Source organism: Blautia sp. HCP3S3_H10_2, assembly GCF_052122375.1.
Classification (GTDB): Bacteria; Bacillota; Clostridia; order Lachnospirales; family Lachnospiraceae; genus Blautia_A.
Genome location: NZ_JBQKCL010000002.1, coordinates 1 through 17,639, shown reverse-complemented (window position 1 = coordinate 17,639; position 17,639 = coordinate 1). Strand labels below are relative to the sequence as shown.

Sequence of the window (17,639 nt, the reverse complement as noted above, 5' to 3'; positions counted from 1 at the left end):
TCTGATGAAGCCCATAAAATATTTGTTGAGAAAATAGAAGATGAGTATTATGTGTAGAGCGAGCATGAAATGACTAGAACACATTACATTTCTTTCCTTGCAGCTGTTTCCATAGACCAGCTTCAAATGGTGAAACTGTATCCGGAAGGAAATGCAGAAGCCAGATTTAAGATTAGGGGAGTGAAAAAAATTACTGGAAGAATGAGACTGAAATACAGACGTATTTTTGCAATTGAATTCCTTATGAAAAAAGAAAAGTTATACAGATTCCATCTTGCAAAGCAAGATATCTCTAATTATAATGAAACTGGATCCCATAGCAAAAGATCCATACGCAAAGCCAGATGCGGAGGTTGGCTTCAAAATACAAGAAAAGGAGCAAATAGAAATGGCAAAAGTGTTAATCAGCCCATCTAAATATATACAGGGCTCAGGTGAAATGAAAAACATTGGAACATATGCTGCTAAATGCGGAAAGAAAGCACTTGTTCTGATCAGTAAGGGTGGTTATAACCGAATCGGCAAAATGATTGAAGACAGCTTTGCCCAAAGTGACTGTGACCTCATTTTTGATTACTTTAACGGAGAATGCTGTAACAGTGAGATCGACCGTCTGGTTAAAATCGTAAACGACAACAATTGCGATCTTACTATCGGCATCGGTGGTGGTAAAATATTTGATACAGCAAAAGCAGTTGGCTATTATGCCAAAACGCCTGTGTTCGTTTGCCCGACCATCGCTTCCACAGATGCTCCATGCAGCGCTTTATCCGTTATATATACAGAAGAAGGCGTTTTTGAAAAATACCTGTTTCTACCAGCCAATCCAAATCTGGTACTCATGGACACCGACATTATTACGAAATCTCCGGTGCGTCTGACTGTAGCCGGTATGGGAGATGCCCTTGCAACCTACTTTGAAGCAAGAGCCTGCCAGCGAAGCGGCGCAACCTCCTGCGCAGGGGGCAAAACCACAGAAGCAGCCATGGCCCTTGCAAAGCTGTGTTTTGATACCTTAATGGAAGAGGGTGTAAAGGCCAAAATTGCCCTGGAAGCCGGTGCCTGCACACCTGCCGTGGAAAAAATTATTGAAGCAAACACCCTGTTATCCGGAATCGGTTTTGAAAGTGCTGGCCTTGCAGGCGCACATGCTATCCATAACGGTTTTACTGTTCTGGAAGAATGCCATAAAATGTATCATGGAGAAAAAGTCGCTTTCGGAACTCTTACTCAGCTTGTGCTTGAGAATGTTTCCCAGGAAGAACTGGAAGACATCATTTTATGGTGTATTGAAGTTGGACTTCCTGTTACTTTAAAACAGCTTGGTGCCCAGGATGTTACAGATGATCAGCTCATGGAAGTTGCCAAAGCAGCCTGCTCCCCAGACGATACCCTTCATAATATGCCATTTACCGTTACCCTGGAAACTGTTTTCGCAGCCATCAAAGCGGCAGATGCATACGGAAAATATTATCTGGGAGAATGATCATCCCTACTGAAATCATATTCTTCTGATGCGTGCCCTGATCGCAGGGGATATCCTGTACAGTGCCCCGGCAGAAGCCTTCCACAGGGCACCCCTTTCTGAGATGATGTGGTTCTTGTGGAACGACTGTGGAGACAACACAAAAGCGAAAGACCTGCTGGCATCCTGGAAAAAGAAAATGCAGGAAATCGGAGCGGCATTAAAAGACCGCAGCAGTTTTGCAAAAGACCCAAAACAGCTTTTCGAAACAGCAGATCAGTACCTGGCAGATTTCTCTGGTGCCAACGGAAGATACCGTTATGCCAAAACACTTCTCCTTGCCTCCAGGTGCAATGCTATGATCACTATGGCACCAAGATACGAAAATACCTCCATGGTATTAAACATGCGTGGCCTTCATGACAACTGCAAAGTACCAGTGTACGACCTGTCACTGGACGGGGATTTCGATGAATCCGGATGGGAGAGACTGAGATCCTTCCTGTATTATTGTGGATAAAAAAATCCAGGATAAAACATTGTAACAAATCATATTATACAACCGTATTAAAAAGGTGTATGAGGCGAAGGCTTCATACACCTTTTGTTACTTGTTATTTACAAATAATAATGTTAAAATCATTTCATAATTGGAAAACAGATGTATCTTCCAGGTGAGAGGATGTGTGAAATGAAAAATAAGAAAAAACTATCAGTTGGAATGGACGACTTTACAAAATTGCGAAGAGAAGGTTTTTATTATGTGGATAAAACCCAGCTGATTGCAGATCTTCTGCATAATTGGGGTGAAGTAAACCTCTTCACCCGCCCCAGGCGTTTTGGAAAAAGCCTGAATATAAGCATGTTAAAGGCTTTCTTCCAGATCGGATGCGACAAGACTTTATTCGATGGTCTTGCAATCTCCAGGGAAACAGAGCTCTGCGAAAAATACATGGGGAAATTTCCTGTTATTTCCATCAGTCTGAAAAGTGTAGACGGATCAACCTTCCAGGCCGCACGCAACGCACTGACCTCCCTGATCGGAAAAACTGCCATGGAGTTTTCCTTTCTCTCCGAAAGCAGCCGATTAACTGAAACCCAGAAGAAAACATATGAACAGTTGATCCAGGTTGGAGCACCTGGGGAAAGTATGTTCATTATGTCAGAGGATATTTTAACCAACAGCCTTCAGACCCTTTCCGGGCTCCTTGCCGCTCATTACGGACAGCAGGTGATCCTTCTGATCGATGAATATGATGTTCCGCTGGATAAGGCTTTCCAGAATGGATATTATGAGGAAATGGTCACCCTGATCCGCAACATGTTTGGAAGTGCGCTGAAAACAAACGCAAGTCTTTATTTCGCCGTTCTGACCGGATGTCTGCGGATTGCAAAAGAAAGCATCTTTACCGGACTGAACAATTTTAAAGTAATGTCCATTACAGATGTCCGTTTTGACGAGTATTTCGGATTTACAGATGAAGATGTGAAAACGATGCTTAAATATTATGGTCTTTCAGAACATTATTGTTCTATGAAAGAATGGTATGACGGTTACCGTTTTGGAAAAACAGAGGTGTATTCTCCCTGGGACGTAATCCTGTACTGTGACAAGCTTTGCGCAGATCCAGAAGCCCTCCCGGAAAACTACTGGCTGAATACCAGCGGAAACAACATGGTCCGCCGCTTCATCGACAAGGCAGACGGAAAAACCAGAAACGATATCGAACGCCTGATTGCAGGAGAAGAGATCCGAAAGGAAGTACACCAGGAACTGACCTACAGCGAACTGGACAGCACCATTGAGAATCTGTGGAGTGTTCTGTTTACCACCGGTTATCTTACTTCAAGGGGCAGGGCAGAAGGAGAACAGCTTCGCCTTGTAATCCCGAATAAAGAGATCCGTAATCTGTTTATCCGCCAGATCCGGGAATGGTTTCAGGACACTGTAAAAAAGGATACCCCTAAGCTGAACCATTTCTGTAATGCGTTCCCCTCTGGAAATGCGACCCTCATCGAAGACCTTTTCAATGAATATCTCTGGAATACCATCAGCATCCGCGACACCGCTGCCCCTCATGGAAAAAAAGAAAACTTTTACCATGGGATTCTTCTGGGCCTGTTATCCCACCGGGAGGAATGGCGGATCAGTTCCAATACAGAGTCCGGAATTGGTTACAGTGACATCCTGGCAGAGATCTTTGAAAATCGGACTGGTATCGTGATCGAGGTGAAATATGCCGAAAATGGTAATCTGGATGCCAGCTGCAAGGAAGCACTAGAACAGATTGAAAAGAAGAAATACGAGGCAAAACTGCGGGATGATGGCATGCGAAATATTCTGAAATACGGTATTGCGTGCTATAAAAAAGAATGTAAGGTGATGCTGGCAGAAGATTGTCGCTGACAGCCATCATAAAATGGGAGGCTTTATTAAAATAGTGAACAAATATAGAATGATTCGTATTCCAAGTTGAATCCGAATGGATACTTATAAAATACTCCACAACTATTAAAGGGTGTATGAGGCGAATGCTTCATGCACCTTTTATCAGTTACTGCCGAAAAAAGAAAAATGGACACATTTTCCTACATTTTTGACCTGTTTCATGATTATAAATGTGTTATACTGTTCTTAGTGCGAAAAATATAGCAAGCGTGAGAAAAATGGATAATTGAACAATATATATTTGTTATAGGGAAAGGATCATTATGTTAAAAACCAAGAGACTGATATTAAGAAAATGGACAGAAAAAGACGCTGACAATTTATTTGAATATGCGAAGGAGCCAGAGGTTGGTCCAGCGGCAGGATGGCAGCCACATAAATCAAAAGAGGAAAGCCTGGAAATTATTCGGAATGTATTAAATGGTGCCGAGTGCTATGCTATCTGTGAGAAGGGAACAGATAAAGCAATTGGTTCCATAGAATTGCGATTAAACGGACATACAGATATGACAGAGCGTGATGATGAATGTGAACTAGGGTATTGGCTTGGAAAACCTTTCTGGGGAAAGGGGTATATGCCTGAAGCAGTAAGAGAAATGCTACGGCACGGATTTGAAGACCTTGAGATGACGACAATCTGGTGCGGATATTATGATGGTAACCAAAAATCCAAAAGAGTGCAGGAAAAGGTTGGATTTTTATATCATCATACATGTGAAAATGTACCGGTGCCATTAATGAATGAGGTTCGTATTGGACATACAAATGTAATGACGAAAGAGCACTGGATGTTACAAAAAGACTTTGAACTTTAAAAATCTGGTTTGTGGATGAAACAAAATTGATATGTGCATAATCAGTACAAAATTGATATGTGTATAATCAGCCCTTGACATTATCATATATGAGAATATAATAGTATTTAAGAACATGCAAAGGAGAGTGCTCCATATGGAAATGGTGGAGGTTGTAATGAATCCTGTCAGACAAAGAATCTTTCAGTATCTTCTGATTCATGAGAAAGGAACGGTAAAAGAGATTAAAAAGGAACTGCAGGATATTCCAAGTGCCAGTTTATATCGTCACGTGAAGGTTCTGGCGGATCATTCTCTTATTATAGTTGTGGAAGAAAACAGGATCCGGGGAACTGTCGAAAATGTCTATCAGATTAACAAAAAAGCGTTTGAATCAGGAGATCAGGATGGTACAGCTGTTCAGATGGCCTTGCTAAGTATCTGTGCGAAATTTGCAAAGTATTTCTTCGGTGCCCATGTTGATCCGAAAAAAGATATGTTATTACTGACAAACTGTACGTTGACACTGGACGATGATGAATTTATGCGTTATCTTTCGGAAATCAATGAGATCACAATGAAGTATATGAAAAAGAAAAGTAGTGAAAAAAGCAAGATAAGACAGATAACACTTATCTCTGCTCCAACAAATGAGTAGGGGATGATATGATGGAAAAACAAGGGAGATGGCTGTTGTGTCCGAATTGTCATGGTAAGACACGAATCTGGGTGCGTGAAGATACCACCCTTTCCAATTTCCTTCTTTTTTGTCCGAAATGCAAAAAAGAAGAATTAATTGATTTAAGACAATATCATATAACACGCTTGAAAAAGCCAGACGCTAAGACGCAGAGCTGAAACTGATACTATCAGATTTACTCTGCGTTTTTTTTACGAAAAGACAACTAAAATTCAGATTAAAATGCCCGAATGCTACAAAGAAACTGACCGTACTGGGTTTGCGCATATCGCATTTAGTGTTGGAAGCAAAGAAAAAGGAGATGGTTATTATGAAAATTCCATTAGAAGAGTATTTCCCATATGCAGGGCTGGCGCTTTTGGTTTTGGCAATTTTTTACGGTACATATTTTGGAAAGATGCTGACGCAAAAGCGAAAAGGCATCCAGACAAGACAGATCGGACGAAGAAAAGAGGCAGGCATTCATATGGTAGAAATGTTCATGAGCATAGCGACTCTGAGTACTCCTGTGGTTCAGCTATTCTCGATTGTCTCTGGATGGAATTACTTTCCTGTAAATATGCGTTTTACCGGATTCTGTATTGGTATGACAGGTGACCTCATATTTCTGATTTCAGTCCTTTGCATGAAGGACAGCTGGCGGGCAGGCATTCCAGATTGTGACAAGACAAAGCTTGTCACTACGGGGATTTACAAATACAGCCGTAATCCGGCCTTCCTTGGATTTGATTTTATGTACATCGGGGTACTGTTCATGTATGGAAACCTGTTGACCTTTGTTTTTTCTTTATTTGCGATTTTGATGCTCCATTTGCAGATCTTGCAGGAGGAACAGTATCTTGAGAGCACATATGGATTGGCTTATACCAAATACAAAAATCAGGTTTTTCGATATCTCGGCCGAAAATCGCTAATCCGGAGGAAATAATTATGTCAAAAAGAGTCCGCCAATATATCAGTATACTGGCAGCGGTTGCAGCCTATTATCTTGTTCATGAAGGAGCGCATCTTTTATATGCGCTTTTTACCGGAGCCTTTAAGCAGATTAACATTATGGGAATCGGGATGCAGAAATAAAGAACTGTGAATAAATGGACATGTAATGAAAAAGGAACACCGGATGTTAAGGAAGGCCATGCTGGTAGAGAATTCCAGCGTATAAAATATGTGAAATTCTGATAAAAAAAGATGCGGACACACTTAAAGGAGAAAGATTATGGTTATTGAAACAGAACGCTTATACCTAAGAGAAATGACGGAAAATGATTTCCATGCACTTTACAGGGTCTTAGCGGACTCGGATATCATGAAGCATTATCCATATACTTTTGACGAAAACAGGGTAAGGAACTGGATCGAGCGGAATATAGAAAGATACCGGATATTTGGATTTGGGCTGTGGGCTGTATGTTTGAAAGAGACTAACGAAATGATTGGAGACTGTGGATTGACAATGCAGCTTATTGGCGGACAGATAAAACCTGAAATCGGATATCATATACGTGCCGATAAGCAAAGAAAGGGATTTGCCAAAGAAGCAGCGATTGCAGTCAGAGACTGGACATTTCACAATACACCATTTAACATTATATATTCTTATATGATGCATACAAATGTGCCATCCTATAAAACTGCGATTTCTTATGGATGTAAACAAGTTGATGAGTTTAAAGACGACGTGAATGAAATCACAAAGGTATTTGCAATTACAAGAGATGACTGGACCAATCAATAACTTTTTGCTTGAATGCACGGCGTAGTAGAACTCATTTGCGTATATATGGCAATGAAGGGACTGGAAAAATTGAAATTATTAGTTTTTCTGAAGGAGGGGCGCTTTGATGCTCACAAAGCATTCGAAAAATATTTACTGTAATACATTTAAACCTGATTTGATTGGTAATCTTGGAACACTTGATTATAAAATCGCAGGCAGCCAGGAAATCATTGCATCGTATGAAAGATAATGCGATTGTTACAAAAAGTTAATTTGAAGAGAACACAGAAGAAGCTTAGCTTCAAGGTTGGAAAAATGGAAGAAATTAAACTGCCAGACGCTTAGACGCAGAGCAGAATCTGATAGGAAAATCGGATTCGATCTGCGCCTTTTTATTTCAGGAAAAGGAGGAAAAAGGAATGAACTATATTCAAATCACCAAAGAAAACATCGACAAGGAACATATCTGCTGCGCCATGTCCGGCAAGCAGAGCCTCGTAAAAAAAGAGTGGCTGAAGCAGCAGTTTGATGAGGGGCTTGTTTTCTATCGAAGTGCAGAACGGGGCAAGTGTTTTACCGAATACATCCCAGCAGAAAATGCATGGGTACCCATTGAGGCGGACGGGTATCTCTACATCAATTGCCTGTGGGTTTCAGGCTCCATGAAGGGGCATGGTTACTCCACCGACCTGCTGAATAAGTGTATCTGTGATGCCAAGACACAGAGCAAAAAAGGCATTTGTATCCTATGTGCCGACGGACGCAAGCGGGAGTTTCTTGCAGACCCGAAATTTCTTGCCCACAAAGGCTTCTTGCTGGCAGATACCTCGGATTGTGGTATTACGTTACAGTATTTGCCGTTGATGGTAGACGCCAAACCACCAAAATTTAAGGACTGTGCCAAGCATCCGAAAACCGACGGCGAAGGCTTTGTTCTCTACTATTCCGATCAGTGTCCCTTTACCTACTACTGGGTGCCGCGCGTGGAGGAAACGGCAAAGGAATACAATATTCTGCTGAAAACGATCCACATCACTACGAAAGAAGCTGCGCAGAATGTGCCTGCCCCTGAGACCACTTATGCCTTGTTCCGAGACGGCGAATTTGTCACGCAGGGGATTCAGTCGGATAAAAAATTTTTAAAACTGGCGGGTATAAAGAAGTGACAGATAACTTTGCACCTGAAATTTAAACATGTAGGAAACTTTTATGAATAGTGCATTGGTCGTGAGCGACCTTCAAAATGACAACTGAGAAAGATATTTCTAAATAAGTAGAGGTGCGTTTGAATGGAGAGTATGCTTGCGCAATGTCGATATCTTCGACAAGCTATACGGTCAACCAGCGGAAATAGAGGCATTACTGGGGTACGATTTTCTGGAAGGTCGAGACTGGCTGTTTGATCAAGAATTTAGATTTCTTTCGTAATCAAAATTTCTTGAAGGTGAGCATAAGCGGAAAATCGCCGGATTGACAGGAGAAACATTTGGTAATTGGCTTTGCATTCAATTCCTTTTTGTCAGCGAACAGCTCAGAGGCAAAGGAATCGGGGGCAAACTGCTGGAGGCTGTGGAGGCAGAAGCCAGACAGCGTGGCTGTAAATATGCTTTTGTGGACACCTTTTCCTTTCAGGCTCCCGCATTTTACAAAAAACATAGATACCGGGAAGCTTTTGTCCTCGAAAAATATCCATATACTGGGAAAAGATACTATTATACAAAAGAACTATTTTGATTTAGATTTATGGAGGTAATTATGCAGGCCGCTAGGAATAGTTTGTTCATTATTGAACGCGCACAGCCAGAAGAAGCCGCCGCGCTGCTGGATTATTTGAGAATCATCGGAAGAGAAACCGACAATCTCAGTTTTGGAGCAGAGGGTGTACCGCTCAGCCTTGAAGCAGAGCAGGACTATCTGCGGTCGCAATGCGAATCGACCGATAATGTTCAGTATTTTGCCAAGGTGAATGGCGAGATCATTGGTACAGCAAGTCTGAACCGAAGAAGCAATCGCATGAGTCATCGTGGGGTATTCGGTATCAGCCTGAAAAAGGCGTGGTGGGGCTGCGGTGCGGCATCTGCTCTGATGGAAGCAATTCTTGCCTTTGCGAAGGAAAACGGCTTTGAGCAGTTGAATCTGGAGGTGCGCAGCGACAATGCCCGCGCCATTCATCTATATGAGAAATACGGCTTTCGGAAGCTGTGTACGTTTCCGAATTTTTTCAAAATAAATGGTGAGCCGATTGATTTTGATTTGATGAATCTTGAACTGAATACAGACAATAACAAAATAAAGAGAGAAAAACAATGAAAATCAGACATTTGGAAAAAGAATCATTTGCCGGAAAGCGGTTTACCGCCCGCTACCTGACAAAAGGCTATTATGATATCTGTGCAGCAGAAAACGGCTTTAATTTCAACTATGTACCGTTCGATATGGCGGTCGAGCGGAGCTTTGAGGATGAATTTTCCAGTGAATGGCTAGGTGTATCGGTGGCTTACGGTGCATTCGACGGTGAAAAACTGCTGGGCTTTGCAGAGGGAGCAGCAATCGTGTTCCATGTTGTCTATCAGAATTGGGTCACATTTTGAAAAGGAATGTAATGGAGGAGACTTTTTATGAAACATAAATCAAGATTTAGGATAGCACGGTGTTTCTTGATTTTCTGGACGCTGTTTATCGGCATCGGCGCCGTAGCGGGAGCGCTGGCTATGATCATTGACTCGTCAGGAAAATTCATGGGCATGGACGCCATGCTGCCCTACTTTCAAGTGCTGCCATTTGCAGACCGTGTTTTTCAGGATTTCACCTTTTCCGGCTGGGCGCTGTTGATCGTCAACGGTCTGACCAATCTGACGGCAGCTGGATTGCTGCTGGCAAAAAAGAAAGTCGGGACTGTGCTGGGCGGAATATTTGGCATAACGCTAATGCTGTGGATTTGCATCCAGTTTTACATTTTCCCGCCCAACTTCATGTCCACCATTTACTTTATTTTCGGCGCAGCGCAGGCCGCCACCGGCTATGCCGCATGGGTATTCGCCAAGCAGGAAGCATTCCATGTTGCTTTGACGGATTACCCCAACATTGGCACGAATGAAAAACGTCTGGTGGTTTTCTTCTCCCGCATGGGGTATGTTCGGAAGATTGCATATGAAGAAGCAAATCGCAGCGGCGCAACGCTGTATGAGGTAAAGTCCACCGAGCGGACGGAGGGGACCCTTGGCTTCTGGTGGTGCGGAAGATACGGAATGCACAAATGGAAAATGCCGATTGAACCTGTCTCCGTGAACCTGGCAGACTATGACTGAGTAACAATCTGCACGCCAATCTGGGTATTTTCATTGGCAGCCCCTATGCGTAGCTTCTGCACGCAGGCGGCAGGCAAGATCAAAGAGGCTGATTATATTCTTGTCCATCATCAAGGCAGCACCTATGAAAACGCCGCCGATGAGATGAATCGCCTTCTCAGGCTGAAGCGCACAGGCTTTCGCAGCGTACAGTGCAGGAAAGGGCGATACAAGGTTGTTTATAACGATGTAACCAAGGAGAAATAGAAAATGCATACGCTATTGGAAGAAAAACTATGTTATCCTGCTTTGGCGCTGATCGTGCTGGCAGTGTTTTACGGCATCTTCCTACTTTCCGTCCTCTGCATGAAGGACAGCTGGCGGGCAGGCATCCCGGACAAGGACAAGACAGAGCTTGTCACAGGCGGCATTTATCGCTACAGCCGCAACCCCGCGTTTCTGGGCTTTGATTTCATGTATATCGGTGTGTTGCTGATGTACGGAAATCTGCTAACCTTTTGTTTTTCCGTATTTGCTATGTTCATGCTGCATCTGCAAATTTTGCAGGAGGAGCGGTATCTGGAAAGTGCTTTTGGAACAGCATACACGGAATATAAAAAACAGGTTTTTCGTTATCTTGGCAGGAAATCATTTTGAGAATGCGGAAGTGAAAGAAGATTGACATATTTTACATTCTGATATATAATTTGCGTTATACATAATTAGAGTTATATATGGAGGTGTGAATATGCCCGCAAAAGCAAAAGTCACAAAAGAGATGATTATTGACGCGGCCTTTGCGATTGCCCGTGAAGCTGGCGTGGAAAACATCAATGCAAGGACGGTATCGGTACGGCTGCATTGCTCCACACAGCCCGTTATGTATCATTTTTCAACCATTGAAGAACTGAAAAGGACGGTCTATGCGAAGGCAGACAGCTATCACTCAGACTATCTGATGGATCTAAAGAGTCCTCAAAAAGGCGTTATGCTTGGAATTGGGATGAACTATATCCGCTTTGCCATTGAGGAGCCGCATTTGTTTCGATTCCTGTTTCAGTCGGATTGTTTTAGTGGAGCAACACTGCTGGAGCTGATTGACGCAGATGAGTTGATTCCAGTCCTTTCTGCTATGCAGAAAGCCTTGAATATGAGTATGGAGCAAACCAAAAAGGTTTTCCTGACGATTTTTCTGTTTGCACATGGGTACGCAAGTATCATTGCCAACAATTCCATGCAGTACGACGAAGAACTCATACAATCCCATTTGGAACAGGCATATCAGGGTGCAATATTAGCGGCACAGGAGGAATGTACATGAAACAGTTAGATAGGAAAGACGAGTTGTTAGAATGGCTTCGCTGCCCCAGATGCGGCGGCAAAACAAGAATACAGATACGAGCACACACGGTCTTAGAGGACTTTCCTCTGTTCTGCCCCAAGTGCAAATACACCTGTGTAATCTGTTTCAAGAATGGAAAAATGGAAGAAAGCAAAATGCCAGACGCTTAGACGCAGTGCAATCCGAGAAAATCGGTTTGTGCTGCGTTTATTGTTTTATGTTGCTTAATAAAAAGGCGCGGAGGAAAACAAAATGAAAAAACTATATGAGAAAAATGAGCTGACCTTTGCAATTGTATGGATCGTGGTTTACTGCGTTCTGCAATCACTGGCGAATCCGTGGGGTAAAGTAATCGGTATCGAATACACTGCAAGCGCGGTCTTTTGTATTTTGCAGTCCATTGTTCTTTTTGCCTTTATCCGAAAGAACAACTTGATGAAAAAGTATGGACTTTGTAAATCTTCTGTTCCCGCATGGCGATTTCTGTTCTACTTGCCGCTGATTATCCTGGCATCGGGAAACCTCTGGAACGGTGTTGCGGTCAACTACACGCCGATGAACACGGTTTGCCGCATCGTATGCATGCTCTGTGTCGGATTTTTGGAAGAAGTGATCTTCCGCGGCTTGCTGTTCACAGCCATTGCAAAAGATAATGTGAAATCGGCCATCATCATTTCCAGCTTGACCTTCGGCATCGGACACATCATCAACCTGTTCAACGGTAGCGGTATGGATTTGATCAGCAACCTGTGCCAGATCGTCTTTGCCATTGCGGTAGGCTTCCTGCTGGTCACGATTTTTTACCGTGGCGGCAGCCTGATTCCTTGCGTTCTCGTCCATTCAGCAATCAATACGCTTAGTACATTTGCTAATGATGCAAATCTTACTACGGAAATGCACCTGATTCATCTCGGCATTTTAATTGTCATTACGATCGTCTATACACTGATCCTTACAAGAATGCTGCCGAACAGGCAGTTGACAATGCTTCAAGGTGAAAATACCGATGGGATAAAGGAGCGTTGAGATGCATATCAGTCAGTTTTTTCTGAATGGGGATATCAAAGGCGCGATTGCATATATGCGCGAACACAAGGAATTTCAGGATGTTCTCCCGGATTATATTGCAATTTTTGAAAATTGCGAATACCGCATCTATGATGTGCCGGAATCACTCAACCAAATCCTGCGGCTATATCAGAAATATTATCGGGATGTGTTTTATTGCGGGCTACCAGAGATGGAGGCCGCAGATAAGCTGCTGACGGACCTGCAGACACTTCTGGATATGCCGGATACCGAGGAAGGAGCACTGGCGGAGCGGCTTCAAGCGTTGTTCGAAGCGGAGGGCTATTATGCGCTGTTTGGGAAAACGCAGGGCTATTACGGCCCTTATATCTGGCGGGAAACGATTCCGACTGCTTATCAAGTAGAACTGCCCAGCGGAACGGCAAACTATACCGTCAATATCCTGAAAGGTTTTATATTCCGGAGTTGGATGGACTACCTGACCTTTGGACGATACGGTACAGGCGGCTGGGCTTCGATAGATGGCACAATCAACTGCATTGAGCAGGCATATAACTTTGAAAGTGAGCGGGTCCTTGTTTCTCTTTTGAAGCATGAAGCGCAGCATACCGTGGATATGAAGCAATTTCCGAACATTACCCCAACGGAGCTGGAATACCGGGCAAAGCTGGTAGAACTGCATTACGCCAATGCTTTGGGCTTGCTTCAAAAGTTTTTGTCACAAGCGGACGAAAACAGGGAAAGTGACAGCCATGCGGTTGCTTCAGCGCGGATCAAGCGCGAGTTTGCGAACACGGATCAAAGGTCGCTGCCCTGCATCCAGAAACGGGCGTTGGAGTTGTTTCATACACATACCAAAGAACTGGAAGGAAAGTATGGAAAACCGAATGCGGTGTAAAGCGAAATGTTGATTGAAAATATTGACCGGCTTCACACCACCCCGATGGGAGTTGACCTGATAAAAAGAAATTTGAAATTAGATACATATGATGTGGTCGGCTACTGTAAGAATTTGATTCTGAGTCCTCAATGTCATATAACGCAGCAAGGAAAGAATTGGTATTGTGAAATCAGAAACACAAGGTTACTGTTAATTCTTACAGCTATACGATTATTACCGCACACATCATTGAAGAAAAAACGGAAAGCAACTTATAGTGAGTGCGGTAATGAAAATTTGCCGTAAGAAAGCGAAATTGCTCAGAGAAAGGATTCGTGTGCGAAATGACAGTGCGAGTTGTTGATAATGAGATCAAGCTAATTCCATATTATCGAAACGACGCGGTATCACTTCCGTGGTGTCAGGATTTAGATGTCTGCAAGCAGGTGGACAACCGGAACAATTCTCAAAAAAAGAAAGGTGGGCAACAAGAATGAATAACAAAGCCAGTATTACCGCCCTGATGAGTTCCTTCGGACGGGCGTTTCACACAGAAAATGAAGATCATCCGGTTTTTACGGATCATCTTGCCAAAGAACTGATGACGGCAGAAGAATATGACGCCGTTCAGGGATATGTTCTCTGCGGTGCGCAGTTTTTTGAGCCGGAGATCGACCCTGCTAAGCAGGAACCGAACGCACTGGTGCACAAGCTTGTAAATACACATATTGCGCCGTCACCGCTGTGCCGTGCGGCCTACACGGAGTGGGCACTGAAAACTGCTGTCCTGACCGGCACAAAGCAATATGTCATCCTCGGCGCAGGGCTGGATACCTTCGCTTTCCGTGAGCCGGAGTTTCTATCAAAGCACAAGGTTTTTGAGGTGGATCATCCACTGACGCAGAAGGATAAATTAGAGAGAATCCATCGTGCTGGTTGGACGGTTTCCGACAATCTCACCTTTGTCCCCGTGGATTTTGTAAAGGACAGCCTGACAGAACGGCTGACCGCCGCCGGGTTTGACCTGTCCGTAAAGTCCTTCTTCTCCTGGCTGGGCGTGACCTACTACCTGTCGGCGGAGGCCATCGGCAAAACGCTTGCCGAGCTTTCATCGCTTTGCGCAGATGGTAGCACGCTGATGTTTGATTATCCGGACGAAAACTTTTTTGACGCGCGCGAGAAGCGTGTGCAGAACACCATTATGATGGCAAAAGCAGGCGGTGAACCGATGCAGTCGGCTTTTCCTATGGAGAGCTTGAAAAGCTGCTTCAGAAACACAGCTTCCTGATTTATGAGTTGCTGACACCGAATGATATTCAAAGGGACATTATCGGCAAGGCTGGGGCAGACTTGAAAGCCTTTGAGCATGTCAATTACTGTCTTGCGGTCAGGAAAGATTTATGGAGATAACGATGAAAAACGCAAACCAGCTGATCGGTTACTGCAGACTGACCGCTGATAGAGGAATGCCAATAGATCTGAATTGAAGACGCAGCGCCGATTCGCAAAGCGACAAGTTCCGAGTTTACGGAGGAAGTTATGGGAAACACCAATCAACTTATTGGAACGCCCTTCTGTGATAAGCTTTGCACCGTACATAACTGCGTCCGAGAAAAGGGGCTGAAAACAGGAGGAGATATATGATACCGACATGGAAAATCTATCCACGTAGTCAGGGGCATAGCACGGTATACCTAAAGAATGTGATCACGGATCCGATGATTGAAGTGGGAGATTATACGATTTATGATGACTTTGTAAACGATCCGCGGGATTTTCAACGGAACAATGTACTTTACCACTATCCAGAGTGCAACCATGACAAGTTGAAAATAGGTAAATTTTGCTCCATTGCCTGCGGAGCGAAATTCCTTTTCAATGCTGGCAATCACACGTTGAACAGCATGTCAACTTATACTTTCCCCATCTTCTTTGAAGAATGGGAGCTTTCATCGGATGTTGATTCCATTGCACAAGCATGGGACAATCACGGAGACATTATAGTTGGCAATGATGTGTGGATTGGTTATGAGGCAGTTATTATGTCTGGCGTAAAAATTGGAAATGGCGCAATCATTGGCACGCGTGCCGTGGTGACGAAAGACGTTCCACCCTATACCATTGTAGGAGGTATTCCTGCGAAAATAATCCGTCGCCGTTTTGACGATGCGACAATTGAGCGGCTTGAAGCTTTGCACTGGTGGGATTGGGACTATGAAAAAATTAAACGCAGTATTCCAGCCATTCAGTCTGGTGATCTTGCGATGTTGGAGAGTATGGTATGAAACAATATAGTTATATTACACTGAGACAAAGACCTGACTTAAAAGAAGCTGCTGCATGGTTTCATGATAAATGGAAAGTGCCGCGAGAAGCTTATCTTGAATGTATGGAAGCCTATCTTAATAACAGAACAGATCTTACCCCAAATGTATGTGCGGTATATACCGATAAGGAATATCGTTGTCAGGGAGTTGCAGGACAACTGCTTGATAATGTTGTGAAAGATATGAAGTCCAAGGGAATTACACCTATCTATTTAATTACAGACCATATAAATTTTTATGAAAGATATGGTTGGGAATTTTTGTGCATGGTTCAAGGAAATGATGGGCCTAATATGACAAGAATGTATATTCATAGGTAAAATCTAGCTTATAGTACCCAAAAAAGAAATTTGAATGGAGTGGAATCAATGATTCATTTAAGAAAAATTACGGAAGACAATTTTCTTGATGCCTTTCAACTGAAACTGGCTGTGGAACAGGAAAACTATGTTTCTCATCCGATTCGAAGTCTGGCGCAGGCTTATGTCTACCGGGAACAATGCCAGCCGTTTGGAATCTACAATGGAAATGAAATGGTGGGGTATGTGATGGTAATCTACGATTATGATATTCCGGAATATGATATCTGGCATATGATGATTGATAGTTCCAAACAAGGGAAAGGGTATGGAAGTGCAGCCCTGAAAGAAGTAATGAATTATATCAGAACAAAACCGTTTGGCACCTCAAACAAAGTGACACTTACCTGCAACCGTAATAACCAAAGTGCACTTCATCTTTATCATAGGGCAGGGTTTGTAGAAACAGGTGCCAACGATGGAGATGAAATAGAACTTTCCCAGATAATATACCCGTCCGGTATTCAAAAAAATTGAATGACTTATTAGATGAGGTCATGTCACATGAATATCCAGCTGAACATATCTAGGTAAAAAGCTTTTCTTTTTAAAGAAAAATGATGGAGGAATTTTGTTATGAAACAGGAATTGTGGAGCCGTTTATTAAGGATCTCCAGTTTAGGACTTGCAGCAGCTGCAATGATCTTTGTTTTACTTGCCGTTTTTGAAAAGGCAGAGAGAGGATGGATGATTCCTGCAGGACTCTGTCTTGTTCTTTTAAGTGGTCTGTTTCAGGTTGTTCTTATGGCGCTTTTAAGGAAGAATTGAAAAAAAGGAACAAATATTCTGCAAAAGAGAAAGAAAAGCCTGCCAACACGCTTGTACAGATATATAAGCATGCTGGCAGGCTTTTAATACTATCTTTATCAATCAACGGGATAAAAACTGCATCCATCTTTTCCATGGTATTTGGTATAGTAAAGTGCCTTATCTGCATCCGTGAACAGACTCTTCCCTGGCTTCTCGCGGTCTGTAAAGGCAACTCCCACACTTAGAGACACCGCAGGAATCCCACTATCTGGTACTGAGAGCTGACGGTTTATTTCCTGAATCTTGTCTGTGATCGTATAACTGAGATCCGTTGTCATGTCAACCATGATAACAGCAAATTCATCACCGCCAATGCGGCAGATATAATCAATGTTACGGAAAGCGGTTGTCAATAGTCTTGCAACCTTTTGATATTGTCAATATTGGTTGACACATTTATCTCAAAGATATCACTGACTATGCAGCCAGGTCCAAAGATTGATAGTATCTCTGGCGCTTGATGATCGGAGGAAGCCCACC

The 17,639-nt window shown here is 43.1% G+C and carries 25 protein-coding genes and 2 pseudogenes; 26 read left to right on the top strand and 1 reads right to left on the bottom strand.

Annotated features, from left to right (window positions below):
* Positions 1 to 388 precede the first annotated feature (388 nt).
* From ACTQWB_RS02140 to ACTQWB_RS02015, 26 genes and pseudogenes are all read left to right on the top strand, one after another.
* On the top strand, positions 389 to 1,486 hold the full coding sequence (locus ACTQWB_RS02140) for a glycerol dehydrogenase (RefSeq protein ID WP_441500135.1): 1,098 nt from the start codon (positions 389 to 391) through the stop codon (positions 1,484 to 1,486).
* 28 nt (positions 1,487 to 1,514) lie between these two features.
* Positions 1,515 to 1,985: a hypothetical protein gene (locus ACTQWB_RS02135; protein WP_441500134.1), complete on the top strand. Its 471-nt coding sequence runs from the start codon at positions 1,515 to 1,517 to the stop codon at positions 1,983 to 1,985.
* Positions 1,986 to 2,156: 171 nt separating this feature from the next.
* Positions 2,157 to 3,872 carry an AAA family ATPase gene (locus tag ACTQWB_RS02130; RefSeq protein WP_441500133.1) on the top strand — a complete coding sequence of 572 codons (1,716 nt, stop codon included), beginning with the start codon at positions 2,157 to 2,159 and terminating at the stop codon, positions 3,870 to 3,872.
* 305 nt (positions 3,873 to 4,177) lie between these two features.
* Positions 4,178 to 4,729, top strand: coding sequence for a GNAT family N-acetyltransferase (locus ACTQWB_RS02125; protein ID WP_441500132.1), 552 nt, complete (start codon positions 4,178 to 4,180; stop codon positions 4,727 to 4,729).
* Positions 4,730 to 4,865: 136 nt separating this feature from the next.
* A complete protein-coding gene (locus ACTQWB_RS02120; RefSeq protein ID WP_441500131.1) occupies positions 4,866 to 5,366 on the top strand; it encodes a helix-turn-helix domain-containing protein in 501 nt (166 codons plus the stop codon).
* Positions 5,367 to 5,374: 8 nt separating this feature from the next.
* A complete protein-coding gene (locus tag ACTQWB_RS02115) occupies positions 5,375 to 5,566 on the top strand; it encodes a cysteine-rich KTR domain-containing protein (protein WP_441500130.1) in 192 nt (63 codons plus the stop codon).
* A 152-nt stretch (positions 5,567 to 5,718) separates the two neighbouring features.
* Positions 5,719 to 6,336 carry a methyltransferase family protein gene (locus ACTQWB_RS02110; RefSeq protein WP_441500129.1) on the top strand — a complete coding sequence of 206 codons (618 nt, stop codon included), beginning with the start codon at positions 5,719 to 5,721 and terminating at the stop codon, positions 6,334 to 6,336.
* A 2-nt stretch (positions 6,337 to 6,338) separates the two neighbouring features.
* Positions 6,339 to 6,485, top strand: coding sequence for a hypothetical protein (locus ACTQWB_RS02105; protein ID WP_441500128.1), 147 nt, complete (start codon positions 6,339 to 6,341; stop codon positions 6,483 to 6,485).
* Positions 6,486 to 6,624: 139 nt separating this feature from the next.
* Complete coding sequence (locus ACTQWB_RS02100) at positions 6,625 to 7,143, top strand: GNAT family N-acetyltransferase (protein WP_441500127.1); 519 nt, start codon at positions 6,625 to 6,627, stop codon at positions 7,141 to 7,143.
* A 401-nt stretch (positions 7,144 to 7,544) separates the two neighbouring features.
* The gene (locus tag ACTQWB_RS02095; protein WP_441500125.1) at positions 7,545 to 8,291 is read left to right on the top strand and encodes a YoaP domain-containing protein; all 747 of its coding nucleotides are present in this window, start codon (positions 7,545 to 7,547) and stop codon (positions 8,289 to 8,291) included.
* A 304-nt stretch (positions 8,292 to 8,595) separates the two neighbouring features.
* On the top strand, positions 8,596 to 8,859 hold the full coding sequence (locus ACTQWB_RS02090) for a GNAT family N-acetyltransferase (RefSeq protein ID WP_441500124.1): 264 nt from the start codon (positions 8,596 to 8,598) through the stop codon (positions 8,857 to 8,859).
* Positions 8,860 to 8,880: 21 nt separating this feature from the next.
* Positions 8,881 to 9,435, top strand: coding sequence for a GNAT family N-acetyltransferase (locus ACTQWB_RS02085; RefSeq protein WP_441500123.1), 555 nt, complete (start codon positions 8,881 to 8,883; stop codon positions 9,433 to 9,435).
* Positions 9,432 to 9,716: a hypothetical protein gene (locus tag ACTQWB_RS02080; RefSeq protein WP_441500122.1), complete on the top strand. Its 285-nt coding sequence runs from the start codon at positions 9,432 to 9,434 to the stop codon at positions 9,714 to 9,716. The genes ACTQWB_RS02085 and ACTQWB_RS02080 overlap by 4 nt, the downstream gene beginning before the upstream one ends.
* 27 nt (positions 9,717 to 9,743) lie before the next feature.
* Entirely contained in the window at positions 9,744 to 10,433 is a 690-nt protein-coding gene (locus tag ACTQWB_RS02075) for a hypothetical protein (protein ID WP_441500121.1), read from the top strand.
* 45 nt (positions 10,434 to 10,478) lie between these two features.
* Positions 10,479 to 10,679 (top strand): hypothetical protein, encoded by a 201-nt coding sequence (locus ACTQWB_RS02070; RefSeq protein WP_441500120.1) that lies wholly within the window; start codon positions 10,479 to 10,481, stop codon positions 10,677 to 10,679.
* A gap of 3 nt (positions 10,680 to 10,682) precedes the next feature.
* Positions 10,683 to 11,069, top strand: coding sequence for a methyltransferase family protein (locus ACTQWB_RS02065; RefSeq protein ID WP_441500119.1), 387 nt, complete (start codon positions 10,683 to 10,685; stop codon positions 11,067 to 11,069).
* Between the two features lie 91 nt (positions 11,070 to 11,160).
* Positions 11,161 to 11,733, top strand: coding sequence for a TetR/AcrR family transcriptional regulator (locus ACTQWB_RS02060; protein WP_441500118.1), 573 nt, complete (start codon positions 11,161 to 11,163; stop codon positions 11,731 to 11,733).
* Positions 11,730 to 11,924, top strand: coding sequence for a cysteine-rich KTR domain-containing protein (locus tag ACTQWB_RS02055; RefSeq protein WP_441500117.1), 195 nt, complete (start codon positions 11,730 to 11,732; stop codon positions 11,922 to 11,924). Before ACTQWB_RS02060 ends, ACTQWB_RS02055 begins: the two co-directional genes overlap by 4 nt.
* 82 nt (positions 11,925 to 12,006) lie before the next feature.
* Entirely contained in the window at positions 12,007 to 12,780 is a 774-nt protein-coding gene (locus ACTQWB_RS02050; protein ID WP_441500116.1) for a CPBP family intramembrane glutamic endopeptidase, read from the top strand.
* A 1-nt stretch (position 12,781) separates the two neighbouring features.
* Positions 12,782 to 13,681, top strand: a complete 900-nt coding sequence (locus ACTQWB_RS02045; protein WP_441500115.1) for a hypothetical protein — start codon at positions 12,782 to 12,784, stop codon at positions 13,679 to 13,681.
* 6 nt (positions 13,682 to 13,687) lie between these two features.
* Positions 13,688 to 13,941 (top strand): annotated as a pseudogene (locus ACTQWB_RS02040) (DUF3781 domain-containing protein).
* 215 nt (positions 13,942 to 14,156) lie between these two features.
* Positions 14,157 to 14,951, top strand: coding sequence for a class I SAM-dependent methyltransferase (locus ACTQWB_RS02035; protein WP_441500114.1), 795 nt, complete (start codon positions 14,157 to 14,159; stop codon positions 14,949 to 14,951).
* Positions 14,952 to 15,303: 352 nt separating this feature from the next.
* The gene (locus ACTQWB_RS02030; protein WP_441500113.1) at positions 15,304 to 15,948 is read left to right on the top strand and encodes a CatB-related O-acetyltransferase; all 645 of its coding nucleotides are present in this window, start codon (positions 15,304 to 15,306) and stop codon (positions 15,946 to 15,948) included.
* Positions 15,945 to 16,310, top strand: a complete 366-nt coding sequence (locus ACTQWB_RS02025) for a GNAT family N-acetyltransferase (protein ID WP_441500112.1) — start codon at positions 15,945 to 15,947, stop codon at positions 16,308 to 16,310. The genes ACTQWB_RS02030 and ACTQWB_RS02025 overlap by 4 nt, the downstream gene beginning before the upstream one ends.
* A 48-nt stretch (positions 16,311 to 16,358) precedes the next feature.
* Positions 16,359 to 16,826 (top strand): GNAT family N-acetyltransferase, encoded by a 468-nt coding sequence (locus ACTQWB_RS02020; RefSeq protein WP_441500111.1) that lies wholly within the window; start codon positions 16,359 to 16,361, stop codon positions 16,824 to 16,826.
* Between the two features lie 99 nt (positions 16,827 to 16,925).
* A complete protein-coding gene (locus ACTQWB_RS02015; RefSeq protein WP_441500110.1) occupies positions 16,926 to 17,117 on the top strand; it encodes a hypothetical protein in 192 nt (63 codons plus the stop codon).
* A gap of 98 nt (positions 17,118 to 17,215) precedes the next feature.
* Here the strand turns inward: ACTQWB_RS02015 and ACTQWB_RS02010 are convergent.
* Positions 17,216 to 17,518, bottom strand: a pseudogene (locus tag ACTQWB_RS02010) (GGDEF domain-containing protein); the annotation flags it as partial.
* Positions 17,519 to 17,639 lie beyond the last annotated feature (121 nt).

Coding starts and splice junctions, on each gene's coding strand:
- ACTQWB_RS02140 (WP_441500135.1), top strand. CDS start 389: ATGGCAAAAGTGTTAATCAGCCCATCTAAATATATACAGGGCTCAGGT.
- ACTQWB_RS02135 (WP_441500134.1), top strand. CDS start 1,515: ATGCGTGCCCTGATCGCAGGGGATATCCTGTACAGTGCCCCGGCAGAA.
- ACTQWB_RS02130 (WP_441500133.1), top strand. CDS start 2,157: ATGAAAAATAAGAAAAAACTATCAGTTGGAATGGACGACTTTACAAAA.
- ACTQWB_RS02125 (WP_441500132.1), top strand. CDS start 4,178: ATGTTAAAAACCAAGAGACTGATATTAAGAAAATGGACAGAAAAAGAC.
- ACTQWB_RS02120 (WP_441500131.1), top strand. CDS start 4,866: ATGGAAATGGTGGAGGTTGTAATGAATCCTGTCAGACAAAGAATCTTT.
- ACTQWB_RS02115 (WP_441500130.1), top strand. CDS start 5,375: ATGATGGAAAAACAAGGGAGATGGCTGTTGTGTCCGAATTGTCATGGT.
- ACTQWB_RS02110 (WP_441500129.1), top strand. CDS start 5,719: ATGAAAATTCCATTAGAAGAGTATTTCCCATATGCAGGGCTGGCGCTT.
- ACTQWB_RS02105 (WP_441500128.1), top strand. CDS start 6,339: ATGTCAAAAAGAGTCCGCCAATATATCAGTATACTGGCAGCGGTTGCA.
- ACTQWB_RS02100 (WP_441500127.1), top strand. CDS start 6,625: ATGGTTATTGAAACAGAACGCTTATACCTAAGAGAAATGACGGAAAAT.
- ACTQWB_RS02095 (WP_441500125.1), top strand. CDS start 7,545: ATGAACTATATTCAAATCACCAAAGAAAACATCGACAAGGAACATATC.
- ACTQWB_RS02085 (WP_441500123.1), top strand. CDS start 8,881: ATGCAGGCCGCTAGGAATAGTTTGTTCATTATTGAACGCGCACAGCCA.
- ACTQWB_RS02080 (WP_441500122.1), top strand. CDS start 9,432: ATGAAAATCAGACATTTGGAAAAAGAATCATTTGCCGGAAAGCGGTTT.
- ACTQWB_RS02075 (WP_441500121.1), top strand. CDS start 9,744: ATGAAACATAAATCAAGATTTAGGATAGCACGGTGTTTCTTGATTTTC.
- ACTQWB_RS02070 (WP_441500120.1), top strand. CDS start 10,479: ATGCGTAGCTTCTGCACGCAGGCGGCAGGCAAGATCAAAGAGGCTGAT.
- ACTQWB_RS02065 (WP_441500119.1), top strand. CDS start 10,683: ATGCATACGCTATTGGAAGAAAAACTATGTTATCCTGCTTTGGCGCTG.
- ACTQWB_RS02060 (WP_441500118.1), top strand. CDS start 11,161: ATGCCCGCAAAAGCAAAAGTCACAAAAGAGATGATTATTGACGCGGCC.
- ACTQWB_RS02055 (WP_441500117.1), top strand. CDS start 11,730: ATGAAACAGTTAGATAGGAAAGACGAGTTGTTAGAATGGCTTCGCTGC.
- ACTQWB_RS02050 (WP_441500116.1), top strand. CDS start 12,007: ATGAAAAAACTATATGAGAAAAATGAGCTGACCTTTGCAATTGTATGG.
- ACTQWB_RS02045 (WP_441500115.1), top strand. CDS start 12,782: ATGCATATCAGTCAGTTTTTTCTGAATGGGGATATCAAAGGCGCGATT.
- ACTQWB_RS02035 (WP_441500114.1), top strand. CDS start 14,157: ATGAATAACAAAGCCAGTATTACCGCCCTGATGAGTTCCTTCGGACGG.
- ACTQWB_RS02030 (WP_441500113.1), top strand. CDS start 15,304: ATGATACCGACATGGAAAATCTATCCACGTAGTCAGGGGCATAGCACG.
- ACTQWB_RS02025 (WP_441500112.1), top strand. CDS start 15,945: ATGAAACAATATAGTTATATTACACTGAGACAAAGACCTGACTTAAAA.
- ACTQWB_RS02020 (WP_441500111.1), top strand. CDS start 16,359: ATGATTCATTTAAGAAAAATTACGGAAGACAATTTTCTTGATGCCTTT.
- ACTQWB_RS02015 (WP_441500110.1), top strand. CDS start 16,926: ATGAAACAGGAATTGTGGAGCCGTTTATTAAGGATCTCCAGTTTAGGA.